This is a genomic window from Mycobacterium sp. SP-6446 (assembly GCF_001954045.1).
In the GTDB taxonomy this organism is placed as follows: Bacteria; Actinomycetota; Actinomycetes; order Mycobacteriales; family Mycobacteriaceae; genus Mycobacterium.
Genome location: NZ_MBEM01000211.1, coordinates 22,732 through 42,481, shown reverse-complemented (window position 1 = coordinate 42,481; position 19,750 = coordinate 22,732). Strand labels below are relative to the sequence as shown.

Below are 19,750 nucleotides of genomic sequence, written 5' to 3'. Positions count from 1 at the left end.
GGGTTCGGGTAGCGGGATCTCGGTGATCATTCGCTAGACGTCCGAATGGCCGTTGGGCCGAACGAAATTAGGACAACGGGGCGCCGCGGAAACGTGCTGGTGATCTGTCAGCATTGACGCGATACACTATGTATCGCCATCGGGGGCGCCAGGGACATCAGGTTAGGGGCAAGTGCGGATGCGATCGCAGGCGAGACAAGCCTTCTCGGGCCTGACTCGACAGAGCGTGCGATGGATCGGCGCTGCGCCCGGCCTGGGGGATTGCCGCGCGAATTTCGTAGCGGAAGCGGCGAATTCGCCTCATCAATCCGATCGGCGTAGCCACTGTGTAGCCGGCGCTGGTTGCCGCGGGGTCTGTTGATGGATATCCAGATCCCTCCGGCATTGCAGCCGTTGGCGTACTTGGCCGGGACGGCGTGGCCGACCGGTAGCGAGACGCGGATGGGCGGCATCGCGGCCACTTTGCATGCGATCGCTGATCGGTTAGAGGCATTGATCCCCTCGCTGGCGCAGGTGCGCTCGGCGACGCAGGCCGTGTTGGCGGGCCAGACCGCGCAGGCCGCCGACGTGCAGTTCCACATGTTGTTCGACGGCGAGTACGCGGTGGACAAGCTGGTGGACGCCGTGCGGGCGCTGGGAGATCTCGCCGACAGCGGCGGCACCAACATCCAGTACTCCAAACTGCAGATCATCTCCACGTTGGGGATCACCGCGGCCATGATCACGTGGGCGCTGGCCAACTTTGAGTGGACGGGGGGTGCCTCGCTGTCGGAGATCCCGGCTGCCGAGGAGGCTGCCATCTCGGCGATTGATGAGATGGAGTCGGGGGTGCTCGGCCGGCTGGCGACCGCGCTGGGCCAGACGCTGACTAAGACCATGGTGTCGCGGTTGGCCCGCGAGGGCCTGATGGGGGCGACCCTCGGCGCGGGCCAAGAGCTGGCGATGGAGGCCATTCAGGTCGCCGAGGGCCGCCGCGACGGCATCGATATGGGGCGGGTTCTCGACACCGCGGTGTCGATGGCAGAGGCTGAGCTGAGTGCCGGGGGGGTGGGCCATCTTGCCGGTGCGGCGTTGGGCCCGGCCGAGGGCCTGGCGGCGCAGATGGCCAAGGGTGCGGTGGCCGGCCTGTTGTCCGGTGAGGCTGCCATGGTGGTGGGCACTGCCACCGGCGGTGGGGACGTAACTGGCGCGAACCTGCTCGGGGGCGCCATCGGATTCGTCCACGGCGCTGCCCACGCGGGGGCCGGCGGCAAGGCTGGATCGGCACATCAACCCGCCGAAAGCGTCCCGCCCGAGAGCGATCTGCGCTCCGAAGAACGCAGCCCGGCTGGTTACCTCCCCGCCCATGCGGACGATCTCCACGTTAATAGTGCTGTGGCAGAGCGTAATTCGGCTAACACGCCAAGCATGCTTGCGTCCGGCCTCACTGATCGCGCCGGCGGAGCGCCGGTCCCGCGTGATCTGGGCACGCGGCCATCGGAGGGAGCCACCTTCGGTCGCAGCGCATCCCACACCGCTGTGGAGACCTCGGGCCCACGGCCTTCCACCTCAACCCCGTCCGCCGATCGGGTCAGAGGCGATAGCGGGCTGGGGCCGGCCGCGCACACGGGCTTGGATGCCGTACCCGCGGAAGCACATTCACCGACGGCCCCGCCGCCCGCGGCGCCCGAACCGAGCTCGACAACGGCGGTCGCCCCCGGGCGTGGTCCCGATCCGGGACAATCGGGCGATACCCCGGACCCGCGGGCTGGGGTTGCGCAACCCCAGCCCGAGGAATCCGGCTCCACGCCGTCCGGAACGCCCGCCGCGAGGGGCTTTGACTCTGCCGCGCAACCTCGTTCAGAAGCGGACCACGGTGAGCTTCAGCACGCCGCGGGTGAGCACGCCGACGGCCACGTGCCGGATAGTGGGGAGCACGCGTCGGGCACTCCTGTGCCGGAGACGTCACACCCGGTGGCCACAGCGCCCTCCGACGGGACGGGAGTGGAGCGCCCGGCGCAGGCCGGTCGACCGGACGACGGCGGGTATGTACCGGATCGCGCCGAGCGCACACCGGAGTCCGGCGAACGGCCCGTGTCGCGTGTGGAGGCTGGCCGCAACGGCGACGCCGCCCCCCGCGAAGGCGATGCTCGTGTGGCATCGGGTCGGCGTGACGGGTTGTCCCCGGTTGCCCGCCGCACCGATCTCACCGTCGCGGGGGAGCGCACCGGCGACCACACCAGGACCGAGACAGTGGGCCTGGATGCCGCCGAGGACCGCGTCGCCGCGGTCGAAGAGCCGCGGGCGGCAGGCCCGGATCGCGCCGACTTCCTTGACGTGATCGACGCTGCCCGGCAGAAGGAGGATCAGCTCAAAGAAGATCTGACGGAGAGCCGGGAGAAGTATGAATCTGCTGCGGCCAAGCGTGCCGCGGAGCTGCCCAACTTGCGGGAGCGAGTGGAGGCCGAGGAAAAGGACCGGTTGGCTCCGACGAGTGCGGAGCTGCGAGGTGCCAAGGAGGACTTGGCAATTCGGCAGGAGGTGCTAGATGCCGCCAAGGCCAAGCATGACCTCGCGCTGGGGGAGAGCGTCCCAGAGCAGGATCCGGAAGCCCAATCCGCGCACCAGCAACGACTCGACTACTTGGAACGGCGCGTCGTCTCTGCCAACGCCGCCCTGGCAGAGGGTGGGCGCCTGGTCGCGGAGGCGGAGGCGCGCCGCGAAGCGGTGCTGCAGATCGCAATCGAAGAGCGGACCGAAGAGCTGGAGCGCCGGGTTACCTCCGCACGTGCGCACCTAGACCAGAGCAGCAAGGCCGTCGACGACGCCGTTGCGGAGCGCAAGGCGGCCGAGGCCGCGTTGCGGGCCGCCGTCAGGCAGCGCCACGAGATCAGGAACCAGCGAGCCCTCGCGACGGCCGATGACGAGGGCAACGCTCACGAACAAACTGATTCGGGCGAGGCCGAGCCCGACGGGCCGGGTGTCGGGGCGGGCGACGTCGCCGCCGAGGAGAAGCCGAAGATGGGCTGGCGCGAGGAGAAGAAGCGCGCCGAGCTCCGCGAGAAAGCCTCGGAGGATCCGTATGTCCAATCCACCAAGGATCAAGTGGCTCGGGCGCGCACGCACCGCGAGCAGAGTGCGGCCGCGTCCAAGTCGGCACTAGCCGAGCTAGAGGAGCGGGTGCCGGAGTTACCGCGGGCGCGCGCGGAGCTTGCGGATGCCGAGGATGACTTGCCGCGACGGGAGGCGGCCCTTGAGGGCGTTACGGCTGAGCGGAATCGCGTGTTCGGGGAGATCGCCACAGAAACTGATCCCGAAGCGAAACTCGCTCGCCAGCAACGCCTTTCGGAACTCGACGAGCGCGTCAGGGAAACCCAAGCCGATGTGACGGCCGGTAAACAAGCGGTCGATGCGGCGGAACGATCCGTCGACGCGGCTTTCCAGGCCGCGCACGACGCGCACCCCGACGTGGTGGAGGACGACATCCTATGCGGGCAAGCGCATCAGACGGACATCGAAGATCTTGAGAAGGCTGAGCAGACCCACGACAAGGCGCTGCAGGACGAGGAGGACAAGCTCTACGCGGCCGAGAAGGCCAAGGCGCAGGAGAAGATTGACGCTGCCGACGCGAAGACGGCACAGGTAGTGGCGAAGGCCACCGAGCGCATCGCGGCGGCGCGCGAGGAAGCCGCGATAGCCCAGAACGCGGTGCACGACAGCCGTCGCGTCCACGATGCTCGCAAGGCCGAGGCCGACGCCAAGGTGGATCGCGAATTGAAGGAGAGTATCGCGGTCGCCAAAAAGCGCGTGGAGGACGCAACCAAGGATTTGGACGTAAGTAAAGGGCTGCTTGACAACGAGGTGCGTGAGGCGAAGGAGCGGGGTGTCAAGCCGCGGCCCGAGGAAGTTGCGCTGCGCAAAGCCGAAATCGAGGACCGCGCTGAGCAGTTGTGGGAGGCGCTGGTCACGCGCGAGGCGCAGCTTCGGGCGGCCGAGGGTGATCACCGGGCTGCGCTGGCGGAGGCCGAGGCCGAGCGCAACAAGGTGGTGGCGCTGTGGCGCAGGCAACGTTTCGAATCCCAGGTGCGAGAGCAGGAAAGGGAGCTCGACGCGGTGTTGGCGGGTCACAGACGCGCTGCCAGTGACGAGCTGGTGGAGGAGGCGCGCCTGCAGCTCGAGCAGGCCGAGGCGGCGGCCGTGGCAGCTGACACTAACTACCAGGCCGTGGTGCGCGAGGCGTCAGGCGACCTAGTGGCTGAGGCGCAGGTGGCCGGCGAGGAGTACATCCGCGCCTTCGACGAAGGCTTGCTGGATTGGAACAAAGCCAATGACGGAGTCGATGAGCATCGCGGGTCGGTGGGCAAGGCGGCGGCCGGTGCGCTGCAGGAATTGCGCAGGATGCTCAAGTTGGGCGAAGCGACGCCGGCCCGGCTGCGGGAACTGTTGTGGGGCAATGACCCAACCAACAGCAGGATGGCTGCCACCGAGATTGCTCGGCGTCTGTTGCCTCCCGAGGCCGATGTCTATTTCACGCAGGAAGAGCTGGCTTTGGTGGTCGGTACCGACGCCGGCGGCAGGTTGTGCTCGGTGAACATGGGGTGTGGCGAGGGCAAGTCTGTCAGTGGGGTGATCTATGCCGTCGCGAAGGCCGTCGAGGTGGCCAAGGAGAAGCAGGGGTTGTCGGTTCGGATGACGACGTCGCGCTCGTCGCTGGCCGCCAAAAGTTTCATCGAATACCGCGAGGCGTTGAGCAATGACTACGGCATCGATGTTTACTACCGCGACAACGCAGATGCGCCCGTGAGGCAACGGCTTAAAGACCGTGGCGCGATCTACCTGATGGATGCCAATACCGAGGTCTTCAGCCATCTGAAGGACAACCCTGTCCCCAAGGGCCCCAATGTGATCGACGAGGGTGACGAAGCGACAGTCTGGAGCGGCGGGGGAGACCGGGTCGGCACCACTTACAAAATATCCAAGGGTGCTGCCCAGTTAGCCCGCGACGAGGTGCGCGACCAATTCAATTCCGCACGCGAATTCTTCGACGCCAACACGGCCAGTGGACGTTTCTCGGCAGAAACATTCGGTGTGCCTAAATGTGGTTACGGCAAGGTCGAGCTGACCGACGAAGGCCGAGCCGAAATCCAACGTGTGCTGACCGAGCAGGGCAGACAGGACATCGGGGTGGACGATGTGGTCAAGCACGCCATCGCGGAATACCAGTACCGGCGCGATATCGACTACAAAGTGCGCGACGGGATGATTTATCTGATCGACCGGATCAACGGCGAGGTCCGCACCAACTTCGAGGAGCAGAGTGGTGATGTCCGGATTACCAACGACATTCACAAGGCGCTGGAGGCCAAGGAAAACGTGGTTGAGCGCACGGCGGGCAGGGAGGGCGTGCCGATTCGCCACGACGCCGAATCGAGCACCGAGATCACCTCCCAGCAGTACTACAACGAAATACGCCGGGATGACGCGATCGCATTGATCTCGGGGACGGCCAGCGAATCCTCGGAGGTGGTGGCCGAAAACTATGACCGGATGGGACCGGTGGTACGGGTGGAAAAGTTCAACCCGTCGGATGTCATCGACCACGGCGACATGGTGTTCGATAACCAGGACGCCAAGCAGGGGTGGGTCGCCGAAAAGATCCAAAGTCTTCATGAAAAGGGCCAGCCGGTGGTATACGGCGCCGACCGCGACGACAAGCCTGCGGCGCTGGCAAAGTTGTTGACAGCCATGAACATTCCGCACGATGTGATCGGCGATGCGGATTATCAGTTCGAGCACGGTGCTAGATGGCGTGAGCAGATGGAAGCCGACATCAAAAGATTGGCCGGTAGCGCGTACCGCCTATATATCGACGAAGCCGACGTCCCTAAATACAGGGGCCAGGTCTACCGTGATGCCGACGGCAGAGCATATGTACTTCGCGGCAGGGTAGTGCTCGTGCCCGCGACGGGGGCGCGCGGGACCGACTACCGAGTCAGCGACGAGGTAAAGGAACTGAGCGAGCAAGGGAAAATGCACGGCATATTCCTGCTCATCGACGGTCGCTCCGGGATCACCGACGTCGTTGACACCCAATTCAAGAACCGCGTGGGCCGCGCCGGTGACCCTGGCGAAGTCCTGTTTTGTCTGTCACCCGACGACGACGCCTTCACCCAGGTCCGCGATCCGGAGATCGGGCTCGCCATCACCCGTTACGAGGGTGCCGCCGAGGACGCCGCCAAGGCCTACGCCGATGCCGAGGCCGCCCATCGCGCCGATCCTACCGAGCAAACGGCCGCCGATCTCCACGCCGCCGAACAGGCCCGCGTCGCAGCAGATCGCAAGCTCCTCGACCTCATTCCGCAGATCCGGCAAATCGCCCAGCAGAACCTCACAGCGCCTGCAAACTTCGGTATGAACCAAGAACTGGCCGCGCAGTTGCGGTCCATGCTTCAGGAGGGCAAGCTCAACCTGACGACGCAGCCGACACCGGGTCGCGGACCACCCGCGGACACGGTCAGCCAGAAGGCTTCCGACCAGCCGGCCAGCCCGACAATCCCATCGCCACGGACCCCGCCGTCGTCAGAGACTCTGCACCAGGTGCGCGCGGCCGCAGCCGACCCCAATTCCACAGCGACACCAGCGGGTTCATCAAGTCCCACTTCGACTTCCGGCCCGTCAGGCCCAACGAATGACGCGCGAGCCGATCTCGCAGCGAAACCGCCGACCGAGGCTACGGCGCCCGTCGTTTCGCCCGGTGGTGGGGGCACGTCGACGGTCGACGGGGCAATGCCGACCGATGACCCGACGGCGGCACAGGACGCAACGTCTGAGGGCACTGCGGAAAAGTCGGGCGATGCCTCGGCCATTCCCGCGGCGGGCGCGCCGGTATCGGAACACGAGGATGGTTCCGTCCCGGTGCCGGTAGACAGCGCGCCGGCGGACGACGCAAGCTCGGGTCCTCGCGTCGAAGACCAGCGAGTGCTCGTTTTCGCACACGATTGGGAATTGGTGCGCGATCTGTGCCGCGGGCTCGCCCAAGCGGTGGCTACGGTGTATGTCGTTGCAAGGCAGCCGATCCCTGGATCGGAGATTCCGCCGGGCGTCACCGTCATCACGCGCAATGCCGATCTGCCAGATAAAGATGAAGTCAGCGTTGTCATCACTCAACAGGGCGACATCGAGGCGGCGGCCGCCAGAAGGAAGTATCGCGCTGCGCGAGCGGTGCACTTTGTGCATGAGGCACCGACCGGCGAGCGCAGTCTGTCGCAGCTAGCCGCCGACATCAACGCCGCCCGCAGCAGCGACATCGTGGCCCGCGTGCGTCGCGAGGATGACGACGATGACCACGTGGCCCGATACGCGCTGAGCGTCTCGACCGGACGAGGCGGAATCTACCGACTGGATTCTGTTGTGGCCGAACAGCCGGAAGGCACCTCTTCCGACGAAACCGACGGCACCAGAAAGCAGAGTGCAGAAGGGCTGATCAAGGCGGTTATCGGCACGCCGAAAACTGATGCACGCAAACGGTTCTGGACACGCACCCAAGTGACCGTTCAGCCCGATCGCGTGCTGGTGCGCACCACGCCGGGAAGCGAGCTGACGGACTACGACGTCGCCGAAAAGATGGAGACCAGCGAGGCACTCAGGCGTGCGGTGATCGCCGGAATGCCCATCCAGGCCCAACCCTCCTTGTTCGGCGAGGACCGGCCGGATACTGGTCCGCCGATGACAGCGCCCGGCCTGGAAGGCAAGGAGGCGACGGACAGGGCTATCGACGCCGTGGCGCCGGTCCGGCTTGTCTACGCGTCTGTGCCGCTCCCGGAGACCCTGCCGAATCCCGCACTTGCAGCGGAGGATCCGGTCGACGCGGCGCGTGACGGGCAAGCCTCTTTGTCGCCTTCGGGCGACCGCAGCGCTGACCAAGTCACTGAGGATCGTGGAGCGGGGTCGGGTGAAGGTGATGGTCCGCCGGATCCGGTTCAACCGGCCGATGCAGCGCCCGGCGACTCGCGGTTTGACACACAGCGGGAGTTGGCGAAACGGGCGTCGGACAAGCGGATGCCGACGTCGCCAGCGAACGAGTGGGTCGCTCGGCCGGGTGACGCGGCGCAGGCCGCCGTGGTGGCGGCCGCGAATGTTGTGTGGATGGCCAAGCTCGCCCCGGGCGAGATCGACGCGCTGATCGCGCAACATACGCTCGCAATGATCAATGGCGTATTCGGCCGAGATAACGTCAACGACGCGGCGTTTCGCCGCAGGCACAAGCATGCTGTGGAGCGTGCCAATCGTTTACAGTCCGAGCTGCCCAGCGCGACGCGTGCGAAACGCAAGGCAATACGGAAGTTCACGCGGCGGGTGTTCTGGGTCGAGGCCGCGAAGCTTCAGCTCGATCTGGCCGGCGAGCGCGCCGGGGTGGGCGATGCGAAATGGGCGAAGTTTTATGCCAAGGCGGTTGACGGTGATGGGCGGGCCATGATCGTCGTTGGCGACGACCGTTTCAGGGCGACGACGGTGTCGTGGTGGATCGTTAGAGAGCCGATCGACCGGATGTGGGAGACAGATTTCGGCCCCGTGTTTGACCAACTGCGGCTGGACCAACAGAAGGGGTCGGCGGCCGCCGTCATTTGCGTCGCCAAGAACACCGGTCTTCTTTACGCTGACCTTGCGGCGTTCCACGCTGCCCGTAGGGCCCTGGGCGAGCCGCGCGCCGAGATCCACGTCTACGCGCTGGGTTCCCCGTCGAGCAGGGGGCGTACCACTAACGGAGCGGACCGCACTCGGGGCAAGTCCGTATGGGTGTCGCGGGATACCCGGCCGTCGGTGGTCGCCCATCGTGGGGCCTCCGCCGATCGGCCTGAGAACACTTGGGCCGCTTATGAACTGGCTTTGGTGCAGGGCGCGACCTGTCTGGAGGGCGACTTTCACCTCACCAAAGATGGGCACGTGGTCCTCATCCACGACCCGTGGGTGAATCGCACCTCCGATGGCAGGGGCTTCGTGCGGGGCAAGACCCTGGCGCAGCTGAGCGAACTCGATTTCGGCGATCGGATACTCACCGGTGACGAGTGGGTGCAGCAGGTGAAGAACTGGGTGCACAGCTACGATCCCGATCGGCAGGTGACGCTGTTCTTAGAGATCAAGCATTTCCTCCCGCGTCTGAAGTTCTACGGTGTCGAACGCGAGCTGGTGGCGCTGCTGCAGCGCCATGGCCTGGCTAAGCCCGCACCGGCGGACCAGTTCCGCGCGGCGGTGATTGGGTTCTTCCCGGACGGGTTGAAGCTCGTGCGTAGGCTCGCACCAACGTTGCCCACCGCGTATCTGGTGCCGCCGCTTGGCAACGCCGCGACGCGGGCGTTAGCGATGCGTGCCCTGGATGTGGCAAAGGCCGTCGGGGCCACCGCGTTGGGGCCCAGCATTCAAACCCTCCGCGCGTACCCCGAACTCGTCGACCTGGCGGCCGCCGAGGGCATGGTCACCTACACCTGGGTAGTCAACGAGCCGCGCGATCTGCAGTACGTCAGCGATCTCGGTGTCCCCTTCATTGGCACCGACACTTCGGAGCGAGCCATCAGCTGGCTTGCGCGCGGACCCAGCGACGCCGTGCCCGAGGAGGCCATTAGCGAGCGCGGCCCAGCGGAGCGTTGGCGTGATGTGCCGGCGGGGATCGATCCTGGCGGCGAGCTGGCGTGCGATGCGCTGTCGACGAAGTGGGATCCGCCGCTTTCGCCGGAGGCGGTCGAAGAGCGGCTGAACAAACAGGGCACTGCCACGGAACGTGTCGAACAGTCAGCGGCCGACGCCAGGGCGTGGCTGACCTTGACCGGCGAAGAGCAGCGTGCGTTGATCGACAACTACTCGGAATTCGTTGGCAACGGCGGCTTCCCGACAGGGGCGCGCTACAAAGCCAATGAACTAACGTTGGAGCGGCTCCAAAATTACCGCCACGGGTTGCTGTTGCAGCAACGCGGCGGCAGGAAGCTCACCGCCGCAGAGCACAGGTTTGTGGCCGACGTCGACGAGGTCGACAAGAAGATTGAGAGCGTCGCCGCGGCCGCCGCTGAGGCCGGGATAGCTGAGCCGCATATATGGACATTCGACCGCCACGGTCGTCTCATCTTCAGCGGTGGGGACCCCCTCAAGCGACCGGTCGAGTTGCTAGCCGACAGGCGAGGTCGGCTGCCCAATGTCGATGCCTTCCCGCCCGCGGTGCTCGACAATCTGCGGTCGGCTGATACCCACTCCTGGATGTTGTGGGCACGCCCGGACCGCGAGCCGGTGCGGGACGCGGCCCTTCGGCCAATAAGACTGGGCCAAAGCGCGCTCTACCGCGACCTCGTGGACGTGACCGCCGCGCGGAGAACCGAGGCGGCGGAGGGCGCCAATCCCACCGTCCCGCAGGTACATTGGGCATTCGGGCCGTTGCGGCGTTCGGAGCGCCCCGCGCACACGTCGGTGCTGCGGGCACCCGGCGGTGAAATGTTGGTGGTGGGACACCGCGGGTCGCCGTTTGATCGTCCGGAGCTTACCCTGGCGGGCTACGAACTGGCGCTGGCGCAGGGCGCAGGCGGTATCGAATGCGACATCCGGCTCACCAGCGATGGGCATCTGGTTGTCATCCACGACAGAGAAGTGGACCGCACCTCCACTGGTACCGGCCTTGTCGCCGACTTGACGCTGGCCGAGCTGCGGGCACTCGAATATGGCACCGACCACCCGAGCACGCAGGCCGGCGCCGTATACGGCGACACCGGCCTGCTCACTCTGGAGGAGCTCCTGAGCTTCGTCCGTGACTATCCCCGGCCGGTTACGCTCATGATCGAGACCAAGCCACCGAAGGAGGGCGGGGCCTACGTGCGCGAAGTGCCGCGCGTGCTCAACCGCGCCCCGAAGTACGCGCGGGCACTCGAGCAGGAGCTGGTGCGGCTGCTCAACCTATATGGCATGGCCTCGCCCGGATCTCCGGAGGAATCCCGGGCGGTAGTCTATTCGCCTTGGCACGATTCGCTCTGGCAGGTCCGCCAGGCCGCCCCCGACGTGCCGACCGCGCTGATGTGGGGCAGCGGGCCCGAGGCCTTCGCCGCCGCGAAGCGCGTCGGTGCATCAGCCATAACCGTCAACATCGCGGAGCTTCGCTCGCGTCCCTTCTTGGTCGAGAAGGCCCATCAGGCAGGCCTGGATCTCATCTGCGCATGCCGGACAAGCGAATTTGGGCACACCGCGCGCCGCGACGCGGAATACTGCCAGAGCCTCGGGGTCGACGCAATCACTGTCAACGACCCAGGCCAGGCGGTGAGCTGGCTGCGGCCCGCCCCGTCCGGGGCGGCCGGTAAACTGGGCAACTTCTCGGGAGAACGCTATAAGCGCGATGCGCCTCGCGACCATGAGGACCCCGAGGACAGGCTCGGCCGAGGTGCGCGTGGATCCCGCTTCCGGGGACCGATGGCACGGTCCGGCGTCTCCGGCGGCGGCGATAAACCGACCAGCGAGCCGCAATCCGGCCCACCCAAGCAGACGTCGCCGGTCCAGCAGGGCCTGCCACGCCTGAGCCGCCGTCAAGAGCAGGTGCTGTCGCTGGTGGCCGAGGGCCGCAGCAACCAGGCGATCGCCGAGCGGTTGGGCGTCACGGTCAATACCGTAAAGGATCACGTCCACGGCTTGCTGACGAAGTTAGGTGCACATGACCGCACCCAGCTGGCGGTGTTCTTCTGGCGCAGCCGAATGGATCCGGGTTCCCACGTCTACCTGTCGGAACCGTTGAGGAAACGCCTCAGCCCAAGCGAGTGCGATGTGCTTTTGCTGGCGGTCGAGGGCTACACAACCAAAGCGATCGCCGGCTGGTTGAACATCAGTGAGCAATCCGTACGTGACTACGTCAGCGACGTGCTGCACAAGCTGGGCGTAGGCAACGGCAATCGCGCCTACCTCGTAAGGATCATCTACGAGAGTTGGCGAGCAGAACCGGTGAGGCTGCTGGCTCAGGGCTGCAACGTCCAAGAGATCGCCGACCGAACGGGATTCGTCGTAGCAGACGTTCGCAGGATCCTCCGGGACGCAGCCAGGAGGCATGGCGCACTCACTCTTGCTCAGCTGGCCGCGATTGCCCACGACCGCGGCTGGGTACAGGCGCCCAAAGACGCGCCGGGCCCGGGGCTGTTGTCCAAACGCCAGCGCAAGCTGGTCGCGTTGCTGGCCGCCGGGGCTACCGAGCGAGGCCTCGCCGCGGGGTACGGCGTGTCGGTGCGCAGAGTTCAACTACGGATCCGCCTAATCAAGGCGGCCCTCGGCCTGACAGACGACCACGACAACACCCAGGTGGTGGTGCGCGCCTACGAGGTGGGCGAGCTACCGTTGACGCCCGCGGTCCACGCGCGGGGGGCTTCGCCGACGCGCCCGGCCCAGGCGGCCCCGAAGACGAAGCTGACGAGCGACCCCGCCGCAGTTTCATCTAGACCAGACCGTTCCGCAACCCCCTCAAGGGACCGCGCCAGGATGCCCGAAGACATTGCCGGCCTAGCAGAAACGTTGGCAGCCTATCCGGGCGGGTTCTGGGATTATCTCCGCGACCGCTGCGAGCCGCTCGGCTTGTCTCAGGCCGCCTTGGCCGGGCGCGCCCAGCTGAGCAAGTCCGTGGTCGATTCGGTCAGACGGGGTAGCAAACCGTCGAGGGACGTTGCTAGGCGGCTGGCTGTGGCTGTGGGGTTGCGGGGCATGGCGCTGCGGGTGGTGCTTGACCACTTCTTTCCGCTGACGGCGGTGACGGTGTTGATCGAGTGCGATTACTTCCAGCGGTATTGGCTGCCCGATATCCGCGAGGGGCGCCGCTTGTCCCGGGCCGACCTAGCCAAGCGGGTCCAAGTGTCTAACGCCCATGTCTACCGTGTGGAGTCGGGCCAGATTCGGCCGTCAGCGAAGCTTGCTGAGCGGTGGATTGAGGCTTTGGGGTACACGGTTGAGGAGGCGCGGCAGGCCGTAATACGGATCGGCGTCGAAGATGCATATCTAGGGCGGGCTGACCACTTGGTGGCAACGGTGCGCGCCTGGCGCGACGGGCGTTTCGAGGAACAGGGCCGCTACCCGAACGATTCCGCGGTAGCCGAGGCGCTTGGTTTGTCGTTGGAGCTGGTTGAGTTCGCGCGTGCCGTGATTGAGCGCCCGATCGGCAAGGACGGTTCGGCGACGAACCAGGCCGCGGACTCCGCGGTGGAGCAGGAAGTCAGTGACAGTGCAGTGCTGCGCTTGGTTCGCGCCACGTTGGTCGGGCTGTCGGCCGAAGAGATCGAAACGATTCTCGACCATATGTTCCTCGGGCAATCTCTTGAGATGGTTGCTGAGCGGTTGGGGACCGATGAAGCCACGGCCGGTGACCGCGTCAACAGGGCCAAGGAACTCCTTGAGACGGCGTTCGGTTCGGCTAACGAGTCCCGTTCCGAGGCAGACCGTCGCGCGGTGTTCGATGCGCCGCCGGTCGGCGGTCGACTGGGCGGTTTCGGTCCGGACGAATGGCGCAATGCGCCTCGCGCCCCCGAGGATGTGTTCTTCGGCCGAGGTGCGCGTGGGTCCCGCGTCAGGGGAGCCCGGTGGCCGGCTAGGGCCGGCGGCTCCAGCGGCAGCGACACCCCCGCCGCTGCGGATGCGTCGGCCGCGGATGCGACGCCACAGTCTGATCCGCTGCCGGATCTTGTTCCCCCAGATGCTGATTCGTCGTCCGGGTTGCTGGGGGTTACGGATCCCCGGGAGCATGGCCCCGGTTGGCGATATGCGATGGTGCCGTTGAGCACGCGAGGCGGAAAGCTTCGCGAATTGCTGGGCCCGGATTCTCGGGTAGCTAGCTCGACTCCTGAGGATGTCTTTGTTCGTGATCCCGACCGGGTTGGCGTCCGCGGCGGGTATGACCCGGACCCGGACGCGATGTCTCATGATCCCGTTCTCATCGACGCCGAACATCCGCCGGAGCACGCAGGACTACTTGTCGGGATTCCTTCGCAGCACCTGTATCTGGGGTACGGCCTCGGTAGCACCGGCGACCAACTCATGGCCGAAGAGCGCAGAAAGGGCGCCCCGGTCCGGGTGAATAGCAGGTTCGGACCCGGTGTGGAAATCGTCGGTGTGGTCATTCCGCAGGTGCAGAGTTCTGACGGCGCGGCAGGACCGATCAGCGCTTGGGATGACGAATGGTTGGGGCAATTGGCCACCGAGCGAGGATTGCCGATCATCAGGACCCCGGCCAAGGCGGGTGAAGGGCAGCGGGTTGAGCTGGGGCCCGACGGGTGGCGTGTGGTGGTCCCCGCCAACCAGTTTGGCGAAGGCGGCACCTATCCCTTGACGGGTGAGGGGGCGTTTCGGTCCATTGAAACCGACCACGCCGCTGGGTTGTTGATGGATCCCAGTCGGCTCGGCAGGGCGCTGGAGGACATGAAAACCGCCGGGGTCAGCGACGAGGATCTGTGTGCGATTGCGGCGAGTTTCGAGTCGTTTGTCGACACGGCCATGGGCCTAGCACAAATCTATGCGGACATCGCCAACGCCGGTAACCCGATAGAAGAGCCCGACGCGCCGAGTCGGCGCGCTCCTCAGCCTCCAGCCCCAACGCGCGGGTTCGACGGACACGCCGATGGCGCGGGCGAGGACGCCCAGGCAAACGACGACGGCGATGAGGCACCGGCGCAACAGGTTTCGCCGGTGGACCCGCATGAGTCGGTGCACCCGCAGGATCACGCTCAGGCTGCAGCCGAGGGCAGCGGTGGCGAAGCCGACGCCGCGTCGGCGCAGCGCGACCCAAACGACAAAGCCACCGGCCCCCGCGCGAACATGGCTGATGGCGGAGACGACCTGGGCGTCGCGTCCGAGCGGGCTCGGTTTGAGGCCGAGATGGCGGAGATTTTGGGCCCGGATGCGCTGGCCGCGTATCTGGAAGGGCGCAGAGTGCTCGACGCGACACCGGTGGGCTCCGAGCTTGAAGATGAGGGCCCGCAGGGCCCGCAACCGGCCAGGTCCGGCGTCTCCAGCGGCGCCGGGCCGTCGCCGTCCGCGCGAAACCGACCGGCCTATGTCAATTTCGAGGAGGCCCGGCGGGCGGGCTTGACTCGCCGCGAAGTGCAGGTGCTGGAGCTATTGGTCACCGAGGGGCTGGCCAACGAAGAGATTGCCGATCGATTAGTCATCGAGCAGCGAACCGCGGAAACCCACATCGAACGCATGCTGAGAAAGCTGGGTGCAGCCAGCCGGGCAGCGGCCGTAGCGATCGCCTTCCAGCGGAAACTGGCGGTTGCGGTCCCGGCGCCAATAGCCCTGCGCAAGAGCGTGTTTGGCCTCAATAGCCGCGACCGCGAGGTGTTTTGGCTGCTGGCCAAAGGCCTCAACAGCCAACAAATCGCCGACCAGATGGTCATTAGTGTCAGGACCGCGGAACGCTACGTCGAACGTGTCCTGGGCGAGCTGCATGCAGGACGCGCCCAGCTGGTGACGCTGTCCCAGCAGATCGAGGTTTGCGAACGCTATCGGCAACAGCCGGTCGGGGCTCGTGAGGCGAATCCTGAGTATGCGAGCACACTTTCGGAAGTTTTTGCTGCGATGGGATCTGATCCGGAGGGTCCGTTTGTTGGGTGGCTTGCTGAGGATTTGTCTGGCTGCTACGGGGAGCGCGGGGAGTTTTTGTTCGAGTTTGACGGTGTGTGGTCGCCGAATCCGGATGGCGGTGTGATTGGTTTGCGCGCTGCGGTTTCGCGCGATGGTGTACGGGTTGGTGTGCTGCAGATAGGTTTTCGCCTCGATGGGCAGCATCGGCCACCGGTTGTGTCCTTGGCTGTTGACGGTGTCGATGGTGGGCCGGTGGCGGATCGCGGGCAGTTGCTGAGGGTCGCGGGTGCCAAGCTGCGGCCCTACTTCACGCGATCGCAGGTTCAACACATCCAGTCCGCCCACGACGCATCGCTTCGCATGGCCGCCGCCGGCGAGCAGGACGACTTGGAGGTCGAGTCCGAACCCGATGACGATCATCCGACCGAGGTTGAGTTGGGCTGGGTGGCTCACCCGCGCTCCTCGGAAATCGCACAGGCGGTGCGCGACGCTGTGGTGGCCAAGACCGATTGGTGGCCTTCGGCGCGGCGCCGTCGTCTGGCGGAAAGTGCCGTCGTGCGCGTCGTCTCGTTGGTCTATCCGAATATTCGCGAACACGAGCCCGGCCGCCTTTGGCTGTGGAGTAGTGGGGATCCCAATTTGCGTGGGGCGGTGTTGGGCCGGGATCCGATCCTGCGCGCGGCAGTATTCGGGAGCGACGGAGACATCGTGGCAACGGTCGTTGTGGGGCACGGCAAGGTTTTCGTCGAGGCTCGCATCCATGCCGACGGCACTGCCTACCCCGCTGCGCTGCAGCACGTTGAGGACGGGGTTAGTGATGTTGCCCGGATACCGGAGCCGATCGCCGCCATCGCGAACCCGGAGGCGGCAACTGGGATTGCGAAGGCGACAGCGCGCCTGGTGGAACAGGGCGGCATGTCACCGACGGTGAGGGTGCTCGTCGACGAAACAGCCGACGGCAGTTACGAAATGCAGACCTACGAAGTGCGGGTCGAAGTCGGCTACGCAGTTACGGGCACGAGCGCCTTAGGATCGGTCGTAGAGTCCACAGTTGTTTCGTTTGCTCCATTTGTCGGCGATCGCGACATCGTCGCCGAGTTCTACGCTTTCGACCCGAGTCGGGTCAATGCGCACTGGCGGCTCGATCGAGGGGGCGGCACCGTCGATGTCGACATCCTCGTCGGTGGTGCGGCGTTCCGCGTCCAGCCGACCCTCAAGAGCAGGGCGACCGCATCTCAAGTCGCGGACCTCCAGCGCCGCCTCGCCCCCCTGATCGAGGGGCACAACGAAGACAACTTTTGGGTGCCGAGCGCCATCCACGCATGTCTGCAAGAGGTCGCGAACCGGTCCCCGCTGGAGGCCATACTCACCGTCATGGTCAGCGATGATCCGGCAACGAGGGCGCGGACAGTCACGATCGCGGCGGCCGTGTCCGACCCGACCACAGGGGGTGAATACGTAGCAGTCCGCACGCGGGATGTCCTTTCAGCGGCCGACGAATGGTCTTCACTTCTTCAAACCGCTCGCCTCGCGGGTGAGCCGCTGCCCGAATTGCGCAGTTCCAGCATCGCGCACCGCAGCGTTTCCGAACAGGCGGTAGCGGCGGCACGTTGGCTTGGGGGCTACTACCGCAGCGCGTGGGGTACGAGTTCGCGGCCGCAGCCCGGAGACGATTTGGGCGAGAACGCGAGCATCGCGGACATATCGCAGTGGGCTGATGGGCACGCGGAATACTTCGGCCGGGGCGAGGCCGGTCGCATTCACCTGGCGCAGCGATTGTTGGGCGGTGCGCCGGGTCAGCCCGCGACCGACGAGCAACGATTGGCCGGCCACCGTCGCGGCGCGCTTGTCGTCGACGGTAGCCGGGTTTATGCGCTGGTGAACCACCTCGGCGAAGTGCTGGCCATCGAGATGGGCCGGCTGGCAGGCGCTTTCGATGCGGCCGGGACCGGAAGCGGCACGGCCGACGTCCATGCCGTCCAGTACCACCCCAACGGCGAACCGGTACATCGCGTGAGTGTGTTAGGTCCCGGGACGGCGCTTGCGGCGCAAATCGGTGTGGTGGAGCCGGAAACGGCCCGGCGGATGGTGCGGTTCACGCGCCGGTTGGACGGGGCGTACGCCCGGTTGGAGGCGGCGCGTCGGGAAGGCGAATCCTCCGCGGTCGAGGCTGCTGCCGCCGAGTATCGACGACTTGGCCAACTGTCCGCCGCGCACACGTCGGCCGTGGTGCGGCTGGTCGCGCAGGGCCATCATGTTCGGGGTCGGGCGAATGGGCTGGGTATCGATGCGTCGTCCATCGAGTCTCTCGACGATGGGATCGCCGACCGACGACAGGGCTCCCCGGGACCGAATCGGGAGACGGGACAGGCGCTGCAGAAGTTGGAATCTGCGGTGGCGGAATACCGGCAAGCGGTGCTAGACGTGCGGCGGGCGGAGATTGCGATGCTCATCGATGACCCATCCGATCCGGTCGGCGATGACCCGCCCGAATGGCCCGGCGGTGCGCCCCTCGGGTGGGCGGCGGCCGATCTGGACGCTCGCGCCGAGACGCGTCGGGCGCCTTTCAACTTGCGGGTGGCATTGCGGGAGCGGCTGCCAGGCACTGTGGCCTGGGTGACCGAACGGATCGATGGCGAGGACATCCGGTATCTTCTCGTCGATCCTCCCGGCTCATACGGATCGAGGAGCGTTTGGGTGGATCGGACGAGCGGCGCGGTTTCGCTCGTACCCTTTAGCCACATCGTTACCGCTGAGCTGTCCGCCGCGTTCTTCCGACCAGAGCGGCCGCAGTCCGACTCCCCGCCGCCTGAATCCCAGCAGCTTCCTCCGCCTCGGAGTGACGACGCGGTAGAAACCGAACAGGCTTCGCCGGAGGATCCGGTGGACCCGGCGGAGCCAGTGGTCTACGGCTGGGCGGTCGACCCCGGGGACCGGCCACAGGTCGGCGGACCCGAAAGCCGGGGCCGTGTATACAAATTCGCGACACGTGCGCAGCTTGTCGAGCACCTCGCCGAGCTCGACGCGGACGCAACGCTGCTTGTGCGGGAACGATATTCAGACGGTGACCGCGAGTATTCGGTCCGTCTGCGCGACGGCCTGCCTGTTGTCGTCGTGCCGGGAACCGTTGGCGTGCAGGAATATTCGACCGCGATGCCGACGGGATTGCCCCCTATTCAGGGCATCGCCGTCGATCGCGACGGCAGGCCATTACAGCCGACCACGAATTACGTCGAGTGGTTGCGGAGGGAGCGCGACGAGCTGGCGCGTTCGTTCGGCCTAGACACCGTCGACTGGTTGGACGACGCTCTGCACGAGCAGCGCACGGCTGCCCAGGCAAAGTGGGTGTTCGCGGACCGTTTCATCGCCGCCGTCCACGACGCTCCGGCCCGTGCCGAGTACCTGGCCGAACAGTATCAACAGCAAGGACTCAGCGGTCGTGACATCGAACGTCTCACGCAGCTAGCGGCGCTGGCGGAGGACTACCGCATCGCTGCGACGCGGTTCGCGGATGCGGCTGATCGAGCCGATGCCCGCCGGCACCTTACCGACCAGGTCCGGGCGGTGGGCGGAGAGGTCCTGACTGACCATGTGGCGCGCTTGTTCGAGGCATCTATGCCGGTGCTGTTGGTCATCGCTGCTCCACCCGGGGCCGCCGACGGCACGTTGGGGAGGGATTCGTGGGAGCGGCCGCATCTCATCGAAGCGCTGCGCGAATTAGCAAGGCGTTACCCGGAATACCGGGATGTGCTCTGGTCGAGGCGGGAAATTTGGTACCGGGAACTGACCCGCGATGAGGCCGGTCGGGCAGGTGTCACGGGGCTGGACTCCGACGACGCAGCCGAAATGGAACGCAATACGCGACTGCGGTACCTCGAGGCGGCGCGAGATCGTCTGCTCGCTGAGTACCTGGGGCGGCGAGCCGCGGGGGAACGCCCCATGTGGTGGGACGGCTCGTCCGGCGTGATCCTGAACCGGATTCGTACTGCGAACGCCGACAGCGTGTTTGAAGCGGCATCGGCAGCGCTGGCCGACGATCCGGACTTACCCTCCAATGACCCGGCACGGCTCGTGTACGGCGTCATGACCGGTCCATTTCCGCTGCCGCGCAGACACGATCCCACCGGGGCAACACAGCGGAACGTCGACGTCACTTACTTCGGCGCGGTCCCGGTACTGGTGGAGCAGACCGACA

General features: G+C 66.1%; 1 protein-coding gene (cut by a window edge). It reads left to right on the top strand.

What is annotated here, in order from left to right; translation table 11 throughout:
- Positions 1-360 precede the first annotated feature (360 nt).
- On the top strand, positions 361-19,750 hold part of the coding region annotated (locus tag A5736_RS19005; protein ID WP_139333420.1) for a LuxR C-terminal-related transcriptional regulator (this coding region is incomplete at its 3' end). 22,731 nt of the annotated region lie beyond the right edge of the window; 19,390 of 42,121 annotated nt are visible.